Raw genomic sequence first — 16,865 nt, 5'->3', positions numbered from 1 at the left:
AAGGAGAGGGTTTCCCGCACACGATGTCCGAATTAGTCCGCCGCCATTACGAGCTCTATCCTTACCCGCAGTTCCCCCTCCTCGCCTCGGTCCGCCGCCGGGACACCTACGCCCTCAATCTCGAGGCACTCTGGAGCCGCTTCAACGGCGAGCTTCCCCCACCCGATCTCCGCCGGATCCTGATCGCCGGGTGCGGGAGCTTCGCCCCTTACCCCTTCGCGCTCGCCAATCCCGATCTCCCGATTACCGCCCTCGACCTTTCCCGGCGCAGCCTCAACCGGGCAAGGCTCCATTGCCTTTTGCACGGCCTAACCAAGGTCACCTTCGTGGCCGGGGACCTCACCGATCCCCGCATTGCTGGCGGCCCCTTCGGCTTCATCGACGCCTACGGTGTCCTCCATCACCTCGACGATCCCTCGGAGGGGTTGAAGGCGCTTGCCGCGCGGCTCGGGAGGGGAGGCATCGTCAGAATCATGCTCTACAGCCGGTTCGCCCGGCGCGAAGAGGAGGCGATCCGCTTCGCCCTGCGCCTGCTCGGTGTCCGGGAGCCCCGGGAGGTGCTCGACATGGTGCGCCGCAGCCGTCCCGGCTCCCGGCTGAGACGCTTCTTCGAGGAGTCCGGCGAGGCCAGCTACCGCTCCGGGCTGGCCGATGCCCTGCTCCACCCGTGCGTCCATACCTACCGGATCGACCAGTTACTGGAACTGGTGGAAGGATGCGGCCTCACCCCGCTGCTCTTCGCCCACCCCTCCGCGCTCCCCGACGTGCAAGACGAGGTGGCCCGGATCAGGGAGATGGAGAGCCGGGGGACCTCGCCGGGAAATTTCGTCCTCTACCTCGGGAGCAGCGCGCCGGACCTTCCTCCTCCTGCCACCACCCTCTTCAAGATCAATCCCTGCCTGGCCAAGGAGATCTCACGCCCCCGGCTGGGAAGGCTCTCCCTGACGGGCCGCCTCGGCCATCGTCTCGAGCCCCTCGACTCCACCGCCCTCCGCTTCCTGCGCCGGTTCGCCTCCCCGGTACCCGCCTCGCAACTCGCCGGAACCGAACGGGAGCAGGCGCTCCGCTATGCCGGCGATCTCATCCTGATCCGCTACCGCGGGTAGGCGATCTTTCCCGCCCCCGCCGGCCCGCCTCACCCCGTTTCGATCTTTTTCTCCAGAGTCTCCTTCTCCCCCCCTTTCCACCCCACCGGCACCCGTCACCTCCATCCAATGAACCCTCCGCCGCGCCTCTTCACATTAGCTATTTATGAGACTCGATAATCGTGCTATGATTACGCGGTTTTATAACCAGACCGGGCGTCCAGCCCCCGCCAACACCATCAAAGACAGAGTGGATTCCGTATGATACGAGTATTGAGACTGTTGCTGCTGATCTGCCTGCTGGCCTTCACGGTGCCCGCTGTGTCGCACGCGAAGACCGACGATCAAACGATGCTGACCGAAGCAAAACACCATATGGAAACGGGGAAGTACTTCTTCGCGACCACGTGGCTCGAGCGGCTGCTCAAGGACTATCCGAAGAGTCCCCTCCGGAAGGAGGCCCTGACCCTGCTTGCCAAGGGGTACCTGGCCGCTGGCCGGGACGAGAAGGCCGCTACCGCTCTGAAGAGCCTGGTGAAGGAATATCCTGATAGTACCGCCCATCTCGATCCGGATCTCGCCAAGCTCCTCCAGAGCCTGCCGCAGGATACGACCGCGGCCGCGGCGGCCCCTCCAGCGGCAGTGACCAGACCAGCATCGCCCCCCGCTCCGGTTGCGGCTCCAGTGGCTGCTGCACCGCCGGTTGCGGCCCCGCCAGTGGCCAGCGCGACGGCCAGTGGCGCATCGGGGGCTAAGGCGTCCGCAAGCGCACCGGCGGCCTCCGCTCCGGCAACCGCATCTCAAACCGCTACCGCCCCTTCCAAAGCCGCTGCTACTGGCGACAAGCTGACCAATACCATCCCGATAATCTCCGAAGACGCAGACGAATACGTTCCGGTCCAGAAACCCGCACCGGTAGCTGCCAAAGGGAGCGCTACCACCGGCGCGGCCCCCGCGGCTAACACAGCTGCGAAAGACGCCGCTGCGAAGGCTCCGGCACCGGCCGCTTCGGCCACCACCGCCAATCCCGCGCAGGCACCTTCCCTGGCAGTGTCTGCGCCGACGCAGGGTCAGACGTCAACCGCTACTCCGGTGGCCACTCCGGCCACTCCGGCCACGACTTCAGGGACTTCAGCGACTTCAGCGACTTCAGCGACTTCAGCGACTTCAGCGACTTCAGCGACTTCAGGGACTTCAGGGACTTCAGGGACTTCAGGGACTGCAGGGACTGCAGGGACTGCAGGGACTGCAGGGACCACAGGGACTGCAGGGACCACAGGGACTGCAGGGAACTCTGAGACCTCAGAGAAGGCGGCAAGTTCGGCCACTACTCCGGCCACTACTCCGGCGGCTACGGCAAGTCCGGCGGCGACCCAAACAGCCGACACGGCTGCCACCCCCCCGGCAGCACCGGCACCGGCTCCGGCTCCGGAGCCGGTAGTCGCCGCCAACGCGGCACCGGCCTCGGCCGCGCCCTCCGAGGCTACCGCCAGCGCTGCCGCCCCCGCTCCTGCTAGCGGCGAAACGACCACCGCAGGAGGTGGGTCTGCCGCTTCCGAGACGACGGCCCAGCCGCAACAGCCTCTACAAAACAGCAATAAGATTTACAAGATCGTTAAGGGAAAAGGATTCGCCCTCCTGGTCGGCGAGTACCAGGTGCTGAACGAGATGACCGAGGCCAAGAGGAAGATCGCTGAGGCCGGCTTCGGTCCGCTGGTTATCGAGGGTGGAAAGAAAAAGACTCCCATGGTCAGACTCGAGGTGCCGACCCGCAACGACAAGAAATCGGTGGACACCATGATGGAACGCCTCAAGCAGGCTAATGCCGCGGCCATCGCCATGACCGGGAAGGACAAGAAACGCCATATCTTCGCCGGCTCTTTCTCAAGCCAGCAGCGTGCCGAACAGGAGCAAAAGCGCCTGGCCCGCCTCGGGATCAAGAGCCATCTCCAGAGGGTCGATGTGCCGATGCCGAGCTACCTCCTCACCGCCGGCGTGTACAAAACACGCGCCGCCGCCGTCGCGGAGCTCCCTAAACTCGAGGCGAAGGGACTCAAGGTAAACGTGGTCCCCGTCGGCAAATAGAGAGCTTCACCTCCCCCTCCCGCCAAACAAAAGGGCGACCAATCCCCATCACGGGGAAGGTCGCCCTTTCTATTTCACTCTCCCCACCTGACCCCTCGACTCCTTTAAGGGAGGGAGTGGCCGAAGGCCGTGAGGTCAGCTGTTTGCGAGTGGAGTCCTACCGGCGGCGGCGCTGCTCTTCGGCGCGCGGCGCTTGGTACACTGAGCCGAGGTCTTCCACCGCACCGTCCCGGGGGCCGAGTGGTGCAAGGCCGAAGCGCCGCTCGACGGTCGTCAGGATGGAGGTGGTATCGTGCTCCTGGTGGTCGACGGCGAACCGGTAGGGAAGGCCGGGGGCAATGACCACGGCAGGGATCCTGGTACCCGGGCCCCACTGGTCATACGGTCCCTTCGGGTTGGTCGGGCTGGGCGGAGGAACATGATCGGCCTGGCCGCCGAATTCGTCATAGGTGACGATGACCATGGTATCGGCGGCACAGGCGCTCTTCTCGATGGAGCGGAGGAGATCCACCAGGTGCGAGTTGCCGTTTCGCTCACTTGCGTAGCCAGGGTGCTCGTTGTCGGCCCCCAGCGGCTTCACGAAACTGACCGCCCTAAGCTGGCATTGCCCACCCTTGGGTGAAGAGGCGACCAGTTTCCGGAATTCCTCCTCGTCGCGCAGATGCTCCCGGCGCGCCTCGGTCCCCGGGGCGTAGGCGGCGTAGTAGTTGAACGGCTGGTGATGGAACTGGAACAAACGGTCCGGACAGCGGGGCCAGATGGATCCGGGGATGGCGCCGGGGCCGCAGACCGGGCCGGAGCCACCAGTGAACCCGGCTTGGCCGGTTGCTCCTTCGGCGTCGGCCCAGCCGCCGGAGTACCATCCCCAGCCGATGCCGGCCGCGGTGAGGCGGTCCCCGATGGTGGGCGTTTCCAGAAGCGGCAGACGCTGCTCCGGTTTGGAGGAAGGATCGAATGGCCAGGAAGCGGACTGGATGGTGTTGACGGCATAATCGCCGCAGGTGACGCCCGCCGGGGTCTTCGGGCGCCCCGGACCCGGCTGGCAAGAGGCGGAGAGCGGACCGTCCTTAACCTCCCCAACCGGCTGGTAGAGGGGTGTCCGTTTCGGCATCTCGTTCGCGTCCACCACCGAGTGAAGGTCCCGCTCCTTGCCGTCGTTAACCGCGTTCGGCCATTGCGGCGTCCGGGCGGCGATCAGCCATTGGTGGTTGAGAAAGGAACCGCCGAAGGCGGCCTGGAAGAAATTGTCGGCGATCACGTAGTTCGGGTGGTTCCTCTCGTGCAGGTACTTATAGAGGGGCAGCTCCCTGCTTCGGTAGTACCCGACGGCGAGCCCCGCCGCGTTGGAACCGGTCACGTAGCGATCCATCTTTCCGCCGTCGATCTGGTACTGCTCCTGGTAGAAGCGGTGATCGAGGTCCATGGTACACCCGCCGGGGAGCCCCTTCCCCTTCTCTACCCCCGCGGGGGTCCTCTCGTCCGGCTGGGGACAGGTCCTATCGTCCGCCTGTATGTACTTCTCGATGGGAAAGGGAAAGTTGGTGAAGGCGCTGGCGAGGTTGCGCCGTGTGTCGAGGCAGGTGGCAGGAAGCGGCACGGGGGAGCGGAGGTTCACGTCGATCTGGGGAAGGCAGGAGTACCTTTCGCCGCGCTGGTCCACCTGGGGGACGTAGGCCGCCAGACCGTTCACCTTCTCCCACTCGCTGAAGAGGTTGTCGAAGCTGTGGTTTTCCTGGTAGATCACCACGAAGTGCCCGATCTTCCCGAGCCCCTGCTCGCGGCCGGCGGCAAAGGAGACCGATGCCCCCGCCCCCAGCAGGGCGCCCGCCGCGGCCACGGCAAGAACCCTTCTCGTTCCCGATGAAATCATTGTTCCCTCCCCACGAAAGAATGCTGCCGCCACCGGGAACGTTGTAGCACAAAGCGGGCGCAGCGCCATGTCACGTTTGCCTTACAAACGCACGCTACTCCCTCACCGCACACAGGAAGAGCTCGATAGTGATGAGATCGTGGACCAGGTGCATGCCCAGGCGCTCGTACCACTTCGCCGAACCGTAGCCGGCATTCCAGAGGGTCCGGTCGATCTCCAGCAGGGCATGGGCCTTAACCGTTCCGTCCGGCTGCGGCGCGAGCGAGGCGGGGAACTCGATCCGCCGGGTCACGTCCCGGATGGTGAGCTCCCCTATCGCCGCACCGTCCAAGACCTCCACCGACGAGGCTCGCCCCGGCTTCCAGGTGGTAAGCCTGAATTCGGCGGTTGGGAAACGGTCGACCGCGAAGAAGTCATCGGACTTCAGGTGGGCAATCAGCAGGTCATGCCAGGCCGGGTCCTGCAGATCGAGGTTGGTGATGCCGGTCATATCCGCCACCACCCGGCCTTCGGCCACCCCCTGGCCCCGTACCGCCAGGATCCCCTCCAGTATCGGGATCCGGCCGTGGTGCCGGTTGTTGAAGTTGCGGCCGATCCACTCCAGGGAGCTCCTCTCGCTGTCGATCCGGTAGCGCCCGTCGGCCAGCGCAGGCTCGCTTCGCCCATCGCTCCGCATCCCCGTGACCGGAAGCCCCGCGCCGAACCAGGCTGCGAGCCCCCCTTCCAGGAGGTAGACCATCTCGTACCCCGACTGCCTGAGCCGCTCCACCGCCAGCGCCCCTGCCCGAGTGCTCCCGCTTGCGTCGTAGACGACCACCGCCGAGGTCCGGTCCGGCACCGACTCCTTCACCCGCTCCATGAAGACAACCTCATAGACACAAGCGTTATTGGCACCGGATATATGGCAGCAGGCATAGTCCTCCGGCGTCATGACATCGAGAAGGACCGCCCCCACTTTCTGTAATGCTACCACTTGAGCACAACTGACTCTTTCCATGACAGATCTCCCTCTTTTCAGACGGTTAAGCCAAAGATGACCGGCAACTGTACGAGTAAATAGTACACCAGCAGCGGGGGACTGTCTTGAAGGCTGACGGGTGAGGAGAATGTGGGGTGAGAAGAATGCGGGTGAGAGAAGGTGGAGGTAAATCAGCGGGGAGTTAGCCCAACGTGGACGGTGCCGCGATCGATACGGACCAGGAAGGCGACCTGGCGGTACTGCAACCGGTACTGGCCCGGAGAAGGGAGTTCCCTCCAGGCCGCCGGGTCACGCAGGGCATTCAGGAGGATGGCATTGCCGCTCGTCACCTCGACCGCGGGGGCCTCAGCCGGATAGTCGGCCACCACCTCGGCCTGCACCCCATCCAGTTCCCGGCGGGTATCGAAGGGGATTCTCCCCTCAACAATCTTCCTAACCGCCAGGGAGACGACTTCTGAATAGCTCCGGCTCCGGAACATTCCCTGCTGCTGGTACGCTGCCCTGGCAAAGGCCTGGCTCAACTCCGGTGCCGCCTGGGCAACCGGTTGGGCGGACGCCTGAGTGGACGCCGGTGTGGACGGTTGGGCGGACGGTTCGGGAAAGAGCTGCAAGCGCTCGGCTACAGTCCCCGGCTTTGGCTGAGGAGTCGCCCGCTGCACCTCCTTCCCGCCAGCCTTAGACGGGACCGGTGACACGTTCTCTGCCGGCGGAGCCTGCCGGTTCTGCTCGCTTTCCAGGCGGGGAGCCGCCGGTGACAGATCGAGGTAGACGGGTGGCACGGCGGAAAGGGGGCGCCGGGCCGGGGCGGCACAAAGTACCACCAGCGAGATGACCGCGAGGTGCAAAAGAAACGAGCTTATGATGGGGGAGGCTTTCATCGGCACTCCATCGGGCTATGGCGGCTATGCCGGGGCATCGCCAGCGTCGGGCCGGGCGGCGGGATCTCTCGCGCCGCCCGGCCGGTTTAAAGCTAGTCGGTCTGGGGCTGCAGCATCAGGAGAATAATCGCCTTCTTCTCGGCGTCCGAGGCCGGGACGTTCCCCGCCTTCATGGCCACGATCTTGCTCTGGATGTTGCCAAGGTTATTGACGAAATCGGTGGAGGCCTGGATCCTCTGGGCCGAAGTCGGCTGGTTGCCGTTGTCCCAGATGGAGCTCCTGGTCATCCAGGCGATGTTCACATCCTGCTGGATCCCGAGGTAGGCGTTGAAGGCCGCCGACGGGGTAGCGAAGGTGTTACGCCCCGGAGTCCAGGTGCCGCCGGCCTGCTGGCAGGTCATCATGTTCCAGTCCTGGGGGATCGAGCAGCTCCCCATCCAGGCCTGCATGTTGTTAGGTATCGGCAAGGTGTCGCGGGTATAGCCGATGCTCCCCCCCTGCTTGATCAGATTCACCATCCAGTTGACCATAACCACCTGCTGCACCGGCCAGTTGGGAGGATTCTGGCTCCCGTCGTAGTTGATCCCGAAATCGGGGGGGAGCTGGATTCCCGGGAAAGCGGCAATGATGGCGGCTTTGAGGGTGGCGATCTCTGCGTCGGATGCGGCGATGGACCCCTGGAACGTGGTCCAGGCGTTCGAATAGATAGTGTTGATGGCGTTTTGCACCGAGTCGGCGGTGGCGCCCGGGTGGGCGGCGAGGTAACCGGCGGGATCCTTGAAGAAGTCGCCGTACTGGGTCTCCACCGTGTTGCTGGTGGTGGCCATGGCCTGGGCCGCGCCGATGAAGGTGTCGACCTGGCCTCCGGAGGCCTGCAGCGTGCTCAGCGCGTTGGTGTAGTTGGTGACCATCTTGACCATGCCGATCTTGCGGTTGAAGGCGCTCATCGACTGGTCGAGGGAGGACATGAGGTTGGCGGAGATGCCGGCGGGGCCGGACATGAGGCCCGTGGCACTGGCGGCGTCGCCCGCCGCGTCGTGGGCGCTGGTGATGTAGTCGAGATCGATCCCGGCGCAGGCGGCGGCGTCCATGAAGACGTCGGCCATCAGGCCACCGGCCTTCTGGGTTTGGGTGGTCTCCGTGGTGACGTCGGCGCTGTTGACCGCGGTGTAGTACTGCTTGGTGATATCGCGCAGCGTGTTCTTGCTGCTGTCGGAGTTGTAGATCAGGCACGCCTTCAAGGCCGACAGTTGCGACGAGCTGATCCCGTTCGACTGGAGGTATCCCTCGAAGCCGCCGTTACCGAGGATGGCCGCCTTGCCGAGGTTGCCGAGCTTCACCACGTCGGAGTCCTGGATGCTCGGGTAGCGGAGGAGCACCAGCAGGTAGCCGGCCAGGATCGGGTCGTCGCTCCCCGCCAGCTCGGCCGCCTTCAGGAAGGTGGTCGCCTGGGCGGTTGCCAGGTCGTTGATCCCCAGCTGGTTGACGTCACCGGTCGGGGGCGCCGGGACGATCCCCTTGCGCACCACGTTGCCGTTTTGGTCCGCGATGGTGAAGACCAGGAAATTGGCCTGGGCGTTGGTCGGTACCGTGGTAAGGGAGAAGGTCAAAAGGCCGTTGGCGTCGGTGGCCGCCGGGACGGTCTCTATGGGGGAGACGGTGCCGTTGCTGTTGAGCTTGGCTGAGGTGATGGTGTAGTTGGTGTTCGCGGTAAGCGCGAAGCTGGTGGCGGCAGAGGCGGCGATGAGGGCGGCGGTGGCGGCAAATGTTCTGACGAATTTCATGGTGACCTCGCTTTCCGGTGATTGGGTTACTTGGCGCTTCCCTGGATGGTGCCGCTGGGACTGTTGTTGCCGGCGCCCGGGGCCGCAGACGAGCCGCTCCCTCCACACCCTGCACACAAAAGCGCTGCCACTGCCACAACTGCCATTGCCGTCCTCGTGATTGTCTTCATCCTTCCTCCTTGCCGCTCGCCTCTCGGGGGAGCCACCGGTTACAGGTTAACGAGGCCAAGCCTCGCCGCGGTGACGAGCTGTCTAGCAGCTTCCGTACCACCTCCAACATACCGTTTACGCTACCTCTTCATTTCATAGCCCGCCCCGTTCTGTGCGAATAATGAACAGCACCGAGACAAAGTCTGAGCGGTCTTCAGCCCGCGACCGGTACCTGGCCAGGTTCGGGATGGGCGACAGGAAGGCTTATCGGCCGGACGGGCCGGTCCTTTAATGAGCAGGTCGATTGACTGGTTGTGGAACGGGGGAGACAGAGTCAGCAGGCATGATTACTGTAGTAGCAACAGTGGAACGGGGTTGGAAATCACTCAGTTAATCTTTCTTGACACTATTGTTGTTTATGAAGATACTTGGTGGCACCAAACGGTGTTTTTTGACAAACTGAGAGTTACTCTCCCGGGTACGGCGGCACTGACGAAACGTGCCTCTCCCACAGGGGTGTCCCATGCAGCTCGTAGAAATCTGTGAGAAGCTGGAGGCGCTACTTGCCTCCCGCCAGGATGTTGATCAGAAGATTGCAGCAGCGGCCGACGCCCTCTGCCGCGTCTTCGGCGTCGATAAAAGCGAAGTAGCCTTTTTTCTCTACGACCCCGACCAGGATTGCCTCAACTTCGCCTGGCCCCACGAACTCCGCAACTCCGGTTCCATTCCCATCTCCGCCACCCGCTCCCTCGTTGCCAATACCGCCCGTGAAAAGCGCGCGATGATCAACAACAGCTTCGCCTCCACCCCCCACCTCTTCGTCTTCGAGGCTTACGGGAAAGAGAAGGGGCTCCCCATCCAGAGGATCATGAGCGTCCCCATACTGCGGGACGACCAGGTGAGGGGGGTACTCCAGGTCTCCCGCAAGGGGACCAACGACGACGGGCTCAAGAACTTTTCGCCGGGCGAGTTGCAGGCGCTGGGCGAGATCGCGCGGGTGATCGGCAGGCACGTGTAAGGGAAAGAACCGCACTCCCCATGGCATCATCGGCATACCGAAGGACAGAGCGACGAGCATGGAACGACCGGTAGCGATTCTCGAAAAGGTAGTCAAGCTGGGGCTGGAAATCTCCCAGATCAAGGACATCGATCTCCTTTTGGAGAAGATCCTGAGCGAGGCCCGCGCCCTCACCAACTGCGACGCCGGTTCCATCTACATCAAAGAATCCGACGGCCTGAAGTTCAGCCACGCCCAAAACGACACCCTCCAGGGTCAGCTCCCCCCCGGGAAGAAGCTCCCGTACTCCACCTTCACCATCCCCGTCAACAACCACTCGATCGCGGGGTATGTCTCCGCCCAGGGTACCGCGGTCAACATTCCCGACGTGGACAGCATGCCGGCCGGTTCCCCCTATTCCTTCGACCGCAGCTACGACGACCTGACCGGCTACCGGACCCATTCCATGCTGACCGTTCCCCTGAAGAACTTCCGCAACGACGTCATCGGGGTGCTTCAGCTGATCAACGCGCTCGACGGTGACGGGCGGGTGGTCCCCTTCCAGGCCGAGGGGGAGATCGTCGACTACTTCGCCAACAATGCCGCCAACGCCATCGAACGGGCGAAGATCACCCGCGAGCTCATCCTCAGGATGAACAAGATGGCCAAGATGCGCGATCCCCACGAGACCGGCCCCCATGTCAACCGCGTCGCCTCCTACGCCGTGGTCCTCTACGACGCCTGGGCCCAAAGGGCCGGGGTCCCCCAGCAAGAGATCGACAAGAACCGCGACGTCCTGAGGATGGCGGCCATGCTGCACGACGTGGGGAAGGTGGCCATCTCCGACGTCATCCTGAAGAAACCCGGCAAGCTCACCCCGGAGGAGTTCGACGCCATGAAGCAGCATACCGTCTTCGGCGCCGAGCTCTTCTCGGACGTCTACTCCCAGTTCGACGAATCTGCGGCCATGGTGGCGTTGAACCACCACGAACGCTGGGACGGCCGGGGATATCCGGGACACGTCAATCCCGAAAGCGGGGAGCCCCTCCCGGGCTTCGCCGACGAGAGCGGACGGCCGCGCGGCAAGCAGGGAGAGGAGATCCCGCTGCTGGGGCGGATCGTCGCCATCGCCGACGTCTACGACGCCCTTTCCAGCCGCAGAAGCTACAAGGAATCCTGGGGGGAGAGCGAGGTGGTCAGCACCATCGCCGAGGAAGCCGGTAAGCAGTTCGACCCGGGGCTCGTCGAGCTCTTCCTGGAGAATCTCGACTCCCTCCAGCAGATCAAGAAGATCTACCCCGACCACGGGATCTAGCCGCAGCGTTCGCCGCCACGGAGTGCCGATGAACAGAGCAAGCGATATGCGTCCGGTTCAGGACCGCCACGAACCGCAGGGAGACACCAGCCACCGCTATTGGCACCCGGTGGCCCCGATCAGCGAACTCTCCCCCCGCGTCCCCGGCACCGCCTTGCGCGAGCCGGAACCCTGCACCCTGTCGTCCGGCGAGCGCCGCCACCGTGCCCCCTGCGCCAGCGACCACCTCCTGCGCCGCTAGCCCGGCGCAAAAGCCCCACCTTCGTTCCGTCTCCCATCTAGCCGGTTGCCCCCCCGTATACCCTCGTCCCTGACCTTCTCCTTCTCCCCCCCTAGCCCTTCCATTGACTTGGCAGCAAATTGTTGTATCACATTAAAGTGCTCAAACATATCTCGTTTCCACTTCGGCGGGGACTGCCGATCGGCTGGAGAGGGAGGTTCGCCATGAACTACATCACGGTTGGGAAGGAAAACTCCTGCAACATCGACCTGTACTATGAGGATCACGGAGTGGGGAGGCCGGTGGTGCTGATCCACGGCTGGCCACTCAGCAGCGTCTTTTGGGAGAAACAGGTGACGGCACTTTTGAAGGCGGGGCACCGGGTGATCGCCTATGACCGGAGGGGGTTCGGGATGTCCAGCCGTCCGGCGTCCGGTTACGACTACCTGACCCTGGCCGACGACCTGCACAAGCTCTTGACCAAACTGGACCTGCGGGAGGTGACCCTGGTCGGGTTCTCCATGGGTGGGGGGGAGGTGGCACGGTACCTGGGGCGTTACGGGAAGGAGCGGGTCAAGCGGGCCGTCTTCATGGCCTCGGTGACGCCGTTTCTGTTGAAGAGCCCGGACAATCCGGGGGGAGTCGAAGGAAGCGTATTCGAGAGGATCAAGCAGGCGATCCAGGTGGACCGCCCCGCCTTCCTCACGAGTTTCCTCTCCAACTTCTATAACCTGCACGTCTTTGGGGGGAGAAAGGTGAGCGAGGAAGTGGTGCGGCTGTCGTGGAACGTGGCCGCCTCGGCGTCACCGAAAGCGCCCCTGGACTGCGTGCAGGCGTGGCTGACCGATTTCCGGGACGATCTGATCCGGATCGACATCCCGACCCTGATCATCCACGGCGACAACGACCGCATCCTCCCCTTCGTCTCCACCGGGAGCCGGACCCACGAGGCGGTGAAGGGAAGCCGCCTGATGGTGGTGGCCGGCGCCCCCCACGGCCTCAACTGGACCCACGCCGAAGAGGTGAACCGGGAGCTTTTGGCATTTTTGGAGTAAGGCAGCTTTTGTGGGGAGAGAGTCAAAAGCAAATCCCCCCTGTCCCCCCTTCGCAAAGGGGGGAACGTCACCTCCGGCTTCACCCAGTCCACCCAGTCCACCCAGTCCACCCAGTCCACCGGGTCCACCGGGTCCACCGGGGCCTTCGGGGCCTTACGCGCCGAGGCCTGTGTGGGCGCCGGTGGCGCCGCCGGGGCCTACGGGGAAGTTCCTGAACCTTTCCACCGCCTCCGGTATAGCCTCCTCCTTGATGTTCCCGAAGGCCAGCCGCAGATAGCTCTCCATCCCCGGGCCGAACACCTCGCCCGGCAGCAGCAGCACCCCCGCCTCAGTCACCATTCTCCTTGCCACCTCTCTCCCGGTGCTCCCCTCGAAGGGATGCCTGACCCACCCGAAGAACGGCCCGCTGGCCACCAGCCGGAAAGGGTTCCCCTCCTTCAGGAACTCTGAGCGGAATACCTGGTGCCGCCGCTCCATCATCATCCGGTTGGCCGCCACCCAGCCTGAAAGCCGCTCCAGCCCGAACTTGACGGCATGCTGCGTGATGCGCGGCTGGCAGACCGCCATGGTGTCCTGAGTCTTCAGCGCGTGGCCGATGAACTCCCGCGAGGCGGCCAGCATCCCGGCCCGGTAGCCGGTCAGGGCGAAGGTCTTCCCGAACGAGGCGATGTGGATGAAATGGTCCCCCCAGGAGGCATCCTCGAAGAGGTGGTGGGGTCTCACCCCACCGGTGATGAAACTGTTGTAGGTCTCGTCGAGCACCAGCGCAATGCCGCGCGACGCGGCCAGCTGGTAGAACTCCCGCACCAAGGCCGGCGGGATCACCGCCCCGGTCGGGTTGCTCGGCGACACCAGCAGGATCGCCCGGGTCTTCTCCCCGATCAGCCGGGAAATGGTGGCCAGGTCCGGTATTCCCCCGTTCTCCTCGTTGAAGGGGGCGTAGACGCAGCGGATCCCCAGCATCTCCAGCGCCATGGGATGGTCGAAGTAGGCCGGGAGCTGGACGATCACCTCGTCCCCCGACTGGCAGAGGGTCACCATGGCGAGCCAGAACGCCTCGCTCGCGCCGATGGTGAGGCAGATCTCGTCCGGCCCGAGCGACGCCCCGTAGAGGCCGCGGTAGGCGGTGCAGATCGCCTCGCGCACCTCGGGGAGACCTTCGTCGGGCGAGTAGCGGGAGATGTCCGGATCGGAGGTGAGGGAGGCGAGGTAGCTGTTCATCTCCGGCGGCGGCGGATAATCGGGGATGGCCTGGCAGAGATCGATGAGGGGGAGCCCGGAGCGGGCCTCGGAAAGCCACCCCTTCACCTCGGAGATGGGGGGCGGGTGGACGCGTAGCGCCCGGGGGGAGATGGGGAACTTCATGCAGGATCCTTTCAGACCCGCCCGCCGCGGGGCTCCCTCACCCCCGCCCCATCCCGGCGAAGCGGGAAAGGGGCCCGGGGAGATCCCCGTCCTGCTGCGGGAGAGGATGGCCGCAGGCCGGGTGAGGGTGCTTGAAGGTGCTTCAGCTCGCGGGCGTGGCGGTGAGGTACTGTTCGAACTGCTTCTTGTCGACACAGCAGCGGTAGGCCTCCTCGGGGGCGACCCGCTTGGTCTTCAGGAGGTCGAGGACGTGCTGGTCCATGAGCTGCATCCCGTCCTTCCGGGCGGTCTGCATGATGGAGGGGATCTGGAAGGTCTTTCCTTCCCTGATCAGGTTACCGATGGCCGGGGTCCCGATCATGATCTCCAGCCCGGCGACCCTCCCCTTCCCGTCGGCGGTCTTCAGAAGCTGCTGGCAGATGACCCCCTTGAGCGATTCGGAAAGGATGGCCCGCACCTGCTCCTGGGAGTCCTTCGGGAAGACGTCGACGATGCGGTCCACGGTCTTGGCGGCCGAGGAGGTGTGGAGCGTCCCGAACACCAGGTGGCCGGTCTCGGCGGCGCTCATCGCCAGGTGAATGGTCTCCAGGTCGCGCATCTCGCCGACCAGGATGACGTCCGGGTCCTCGCGCAACGCCGCCCTCAGGGCCGAGGCGAAGCTGTCGGAGTGCTCGCCGATCTGGCGCTGGTTGAAGAGCGACTTCTTGTTCTCGTGGATGAACTCGAGCGGATCTTCCAGGGTCAGGATGTGGTCCTGCCGGGTGGAGTTGATCAGGTCGATCATGGCGGCCAGCGTGGTCGACTTGCCGGAGCCGGTCGGCCCGGTCACCAGCACGAGCCCCTTCTTCAGGGTGGTGAGCCTTCTCACCCCCTCGGGAAGGTTCAGCTCGTCCGCGGAGAGGATCTTGCTCGGGATGATCCTGAACACGGCCGCGATCCCGCGGTGCTGCATCATCAGGTTTCCGCGGAAACGGGCCAGGCCGGGAACGGAGTAGGCGAAGTCGAGATCGTGCTTCTCCTCGAAGGTCTGCCGCTGCTTCTCGGTCAGGATCTCGAAGAGGATCGATTTCAACTCGTCGTGGCTGAGCGGCTTGAAGTTCTGCCGCTCCATCTCGCCGCGCAACCTGAAGATGGGGGGCGACCCGGTGGAAAGGTGCAGGTCCGATGCCCCTTTGTCGCTCATCAGTTTGAACAGTGCGTCAATCCTTGCCATGTCTGCTCTCCGTCACAGTAGTATGGAAGCCACGTATTCGCCCGGGGAGATTTCGCCCCTCTCCAGGAGATCGCCACCTTCTTCGGTGATGCCGCGGTAACCGTTGTCTTTCATGTATTGAATGATCTCCGAGCTCTTGCCGATCATCTCGAAGGCCTCGACGAAGGCCTTGTCGAAGCGGATCACGTCGAGGAGATAGCGCCTCCCGCCGTAGCCGGTGTGGTCGCACTCCGGGCACCCCCGCGGACGGAAGTATTCCCGCCCGGACGGCGGCAGCCGCAGGGCCGCGAGCTCCTCGGGAGCCGGGAGGTAGCGCTCGCGGCAGTTGGGGCAGAGCGTCAGCACGGACTTGCAGGAGACGGTCCCCTTGAGGTGGGTGGGGATCAGGTAGTTCTTCTGCCTAAGGTAGAGGAGCTGCTTGAGGAGCGACCCCTTGTCTCCGAAGGAGATCCCCGCCACCACGAGCTTGCCGCGCATGACCGCCTTGCTCGCAGAAAGGAAGGCCTCGGGAGCGGTGATGTCGTCGACGAAGAGGACGTCGGGATCGTGATCCAGCGCCGCAGCGATCACCGAGGCGCTCTGGTCGACCCCGTCCCGCTGCAGGGGGATGCGCGGGAAGTGGCGGTTGCCGCGCCCCAGCCGCTCGCCCAGCACCAGCACCATCCGGCGCGAGCTGTCGATCTCGTCCAGGAAGAGGTCCATAAGCCGCGAGCGCTCCTCGGGGTCCCGGCCGGCGAAGAGGACGAGCCCCTCCCGCTCGGCGGCGAGCTCCCGGAGCTGCTGGGTCTTCGCGTCGCTCACCCGCAGGTCGGCGAAGCAGGAAAGGGCCGGCGGGGCGATCTTCAGCTTGAGGGTGACGTACTCCCCCCCTATCCCGTGCAGCAAAAGGGCCTGGAAGGGGATCTTTCTCCCCTGGTAGACGAAGGTGAGGACGCCGGTGGAGGAGATCTCCTGGGCAGGCGCCGCCTTGGCAAGCTTGCGGATGCGCGCCACGAGGTCGGCATAGCGGGCGGCATCGAGCCTCCCGAGCTCGGCGGTGCGGCCGCCGCCGCGCCCCACCACGGAGACCTCGTCGCCCAGCGGCTGCAGCGCGAGGGTGGTGAGCTTCTGCTTGACTACCATCAAGAGGAGGTGGTTCAGCAGGGTCCCCCCGGTCAGGTCGGCGTTGATCGCCTCCATCGCCTTGGGGGGGAAGAGTTCCGAACGAAAGCCCAGGGCGGGGACCTCCTGGTCGGGATAGAAGAGATCCTGCATCTCCCTGATCTCGCGGATGAGGCCGACCGAGATGGTCACCTGGCAGCCGGTCACCCGGCCGAGCTCGTCGATCGCCTCCTTGTTGAGGGGATCCGCCATGGCCACCGAAAGCTCGCTCCCCGACAGGAAGACCGGGAAGATCTGGTAGCGGCGGGCGAGCGCCCCGGGAACCCGGGCCACCGCGTCGGCGTCCACGTTCTCCTTCTTAAGCCGCACGTACGGGATGTTCAGCTGGTTGGCGAGCGCCCAGTCAATGTCCTCCTGGGTCACCACCCCCAGCCGCACGAGCGCCTCACCGATCCGGCAGCCCGAGACCTTCTGCGCCTCGAGGGCGGCCCGTAGCTCCTGCTCGGTGATGATCTGCGATTTGAAGAGGACCGCGCCAATGGATCCTTCCTTGACAAGCCCGTTCATGGCTGCACCTCCGGAAAATTAGGGACGACGGCACCAGGGGAATTTACCCGAAAAACCTCATGCCGACAACCTTTACTTTCCTTCTCCCTTCATGTTAGCCTATCAAGCTTATCACCCCTCCTCTCATGGGACAGCGGCCGGGTCCATTTTCACCAACGGATCCGCCGCCTCCCGTCCGAGGCGCCACCGGCTTGCCGCCGG

14 protein-coding genes are annotated in these 16,865 nt (G+C 64.5%); 6 read left to right on the top strand and 8 right to left on the bottom strand.

Going from position 1 to position 16,865, the window contains the following annotated elements; translation table 11 throughout:
* The first annotated feature begins 23 nt into the window (after positions 1–23).
* Complete coding sequence (locus L4X63_RS05485; protein WP_250677577.1) at positions 24–1,106, top strand: class I SAM-dependent methyltransferase; 1,083 nt, start codon at positions 24–26, stop codon at positions 1,104–1,106.
* Positions 1,107–1,346: 240 nt separating this feature from the next.
* The gene (locus L4X63_RS05480) at positions 1,347–3,170 is read left to right on the top strand and encodes an SPOR domain-containing protein (protein ID WP_250677576.1); all 1,824 of its coding nucleotides are present in this window, start codon (positions 1,347–1,349) and stop codon (positions 3,168–3,170) included.
* Between the two features lie 157 nt (positions 3,171–3,327).
* Here L4X63_RS05480 and L4X63_RS05475 read toward each other — a convergent pair whose 3' ends face one another.
* The 5 genes from L4X63_RS05475 to L4X63_RS05455 all read right to left on the bottom strand — a co-directional run bounded on the left by L4X63_RS05475 (position 3,328) and on the right by L4X63_RS05455 (position 8,851).
* The gene (locus tag L4X63_RS05475) at positions 3,328–5,040 is read right to left on the bottom strand and encodes an alkaline phosphatase family protein (protein WP_250677575.1); all 1,713 of its coding nucleotides are present in this window, start codon (positions 5,038–5,040) and stop codon (positions 3,328–3,330) included.
* Between the two features lie 94 nt (positions 5,041–5,134).
* Positions 5,135–6,037, bottom strand: coding sequence for a YceI family protein (locus L4X63_RS05470; protein ID WP_250677574.1), 903 nt, complete (start codon positions 6,035–6,037; stop codon positions 5,135–5,137).
* Positions 6,038–6,189: 152 nt separating this feature from the next.
* Complete coding sequence (locus L4X63_RS05465; protein WP_250677573.1) at positions 6,190–6,897, bottom strand: hypothetical protein; 708 nt, start codon at positions 6,895–6,897, stop codon at positions 6,190–6,192.
* Between the two features lie 92 nt (positions 6,898–6,989).
* Positions 6,990–8,681, bottom strand: a complete 1,692-nt coding sequence (locus L4X63_RS05460; protein WP_250677572.1) for a hypothetical protein — start codon at positions 8,679–8,681, stop codon at positions 6,990–6,992.
* A 26-nt stretch (positions 8,682–8,707) separates the two neighbouring features.
* Entirely contained in the window at positions 8,708–8,851 is a 144-nt protein-coding gene (locus L4X63_RS05455) for a hypothetical protein (protein WP_250677571.1), read from the bottom strand.
* A gap of 503 nt (positions 8,852–9,354) precedes the next feature.
* Between L4X63_RS05455 and L4X63_RS05450 the strand changes: the two genes are divergently transcribed.
* The 4 genes from L4X63_RS05450 (at position 9,355) to L4X63_RS05435 (ending at position 12,418) form a co-directional block, all read left to right on the top strand.
* Positions 9,355–9,849 (top strand): GAF domain-containing protein, encoded by a 495-nt coding sequence (locus tag L4X63_RS05450; protein ID WP_250677570.1) that lies wholly within the window; start codon positions 9,355–9,357, stop codon positions 9,847–9,849.
* A gap of 58 nt (positions 9,850–9,907) precedes the next feature.
* Complete coding sequence (locus tag L4X63_RS05445; protein WP_250677569.1) at positions 9,908–11,143, top strand: HD domain-containing phosphohydrolase; 1,236 nt, start codon at positions 9,908–9,910, stop codon at positions 11,141–11,143.
* A gap of 28 nt (positions 11,144–11,171) precedes the next feature.
* On the top strand, positions 11,172–11,384 hold the full coding sequence (locus L4X63_RS05440; protein ID WP_250677568.1) for a hypothetical protein: 213 nt from the start codon (positions 11,172–11,174) through the stop codon (positions 11,382–11,384).
* A 203-nt stretch (positions 11,385–11,587) separates the two neighbouring features.
* A complete protein-coding gene (locus L4X63_RS05435; protein ID WP_250677567.1) occupies positions 11,588–12,418 on the top strand; it encodes an alpha/beta fold hydrolase in 831 nt (276 codons plus the stop codon).
* Positions 12,419–12,571: 153 nt separating this feature from the next.
* Here the strand turns inward: L4X63_RS05435 and L4X63_RS05430 are convergent, their stop codons facing one another.
* The 3 genes from L4X63_RS05430 to L4X63_RS05420 form a co-directional block, all read right to left on the bottom strand.
* On the bottom strand, positions 12,572–13,783 hold the full coding sequence (locus L4X63_RS05430) for an aminotransferase (protein ID WP_250677566.1): 1,212 nt from the start codon (positions 13,781–13,783) through the stop codon (positions 12,572–12,574).
* A 142-nt stretch (positions 13,784–13,925) separates the two neighbouring features.
* A complete protein-coding gene (locus tag L4X63_RS05425; protein WP_250677565.1) occupies positions 13,926–14,996 on the bottom strand; it encodes a type IV pilus twitching motility protein PilT in 1,071 nt (356 codons plus the stop codon).
* Between the two features lie 12 nt (positions 14,997–15,008).
* On the bottom strand, positions 15,009–16,664 hold the full coding sequence (locus tag L4X63_RS05420) for an ATPase, T2SS/T4P/T4SS family (RefSeq protein WP_250677564.1): 1,656 nt from the start codon (positions 16,662–16,664) through the stop codon (positions 15,009–15,011).
* Between the last annotated feature and the right edge of the window lie 201 nt (positions 16,665–16,865).

Source organism: Geomonas sp. Red32, from assembly GCF_023652955.1.
Taxonomy (GTDB): Bacteria; Desulfobacterota; Desulfuromonadia; order Geobacterales; family Geobacteraceae; genus Geomonas.
This window is presented reverse-complemented; position numbering and strand designations above follow the sequence as displayed.

Bases quoted from the DNA above. Each gene is read 5' to 3' on its own strand.
- L4X63_RS05430 (WP_250677566.1), bottom strand. From the start codon at position 13,783: ATGAAGTTCCCCATCTCCCCCCGGGCGCTACGCGTCCACCCGCCCCCC.
- L4X63_RS05450 (WP_250677570.1), top strand. From the start codon at position 9,355: ATGCAGCTCGTAGAAATCTGTGAGAAGCTGGAGGCGCTACTTGCCTCC.
- L4X63_RS05445 (WP_250677569.1), top strand. From the start codon at position 9,908: ATGGAACGACCGGTAGCGATTCTCGAAAAGGTAGTCAAGCTGGGGCTG.
- L4X63_RS05425 (WP_250677565.1), bottom strand. From the start codon at position 14,996: ATGGCAAGGATTGACGCACTGTTCAAACTGATGAGCGACAAAGGGGCA.
- L4X63_RS05465 (WP_250677573.1), bottom strand. From the start codon at position 6,897: ATGAAAGCCTCCCCCATCATAAGCTCGTTTCTTTTGCACCTCGCGGTC.
- L4X63_RS05480 (WP_250677576.1), top strand. From the start codon at position 1,347: ATGATACGAGTATTGAGACTGTTGCTGCTGATCTGCCTGCTGGCCTTC.
- L4X63_RS05460 (WP_250677572.1), bottom strand. From the start codon at position 8,681: ATGAAATTCGTCAGAACATTTGCCGCCACCGCCGCCCTCATCGCCGCC.
- L4X63_RS05420 (WP_250677564.1), bottom strand. From the start codon at position 16,664: ATGAACGGGCTTGTCAAGGAAGGATCCATTGGCGCGGTCCTCTTCAAA.
- L4X63_RS05435 (WP_250677567.1), top strand. From the start codon at position 11,588: ATGAACTACATCACGGTTGGGAAGGAAAACTCCTGCAACATCGACCTG.
- L4X63_RS05455 (WP_250677571.1), bottom strand. From the start codon at position 8,851: ATGAAGACAATCACGAGGACGGCAATGGCAGTTGTGGCAGTGGCAGCG.
- L4X63_RS05485 (WP_250677577.1), top strand. From the start codon at position 24: ATGTCCGAATTAGTCCGCCGCCATTACGAGCTCTATCCTTACCCGCAG.
- L4X63_RS05475 (WP_250677575.1), bottom strand. From the start codon at position 5,040: ATGATTTCATCGGGAACGAGAAGGGTTCTTGCCGTGGCCGCGGCGGGC.
- L4X63_RS05470 (WP_250677574.1), bottom strand. From the start codon at position 6,037: ATGGAAAGAGTCAGTTGTGCTCAAGTGGTAGCATTACAGAAAGTGGGG.
- L4X63_RS05440 (WP_250677568.1), top strand. From the start codon at position 11,172: ATGAACAGAGCAAGCGATATGCGTCCGGTTCAGGACCGCCACGAACCG.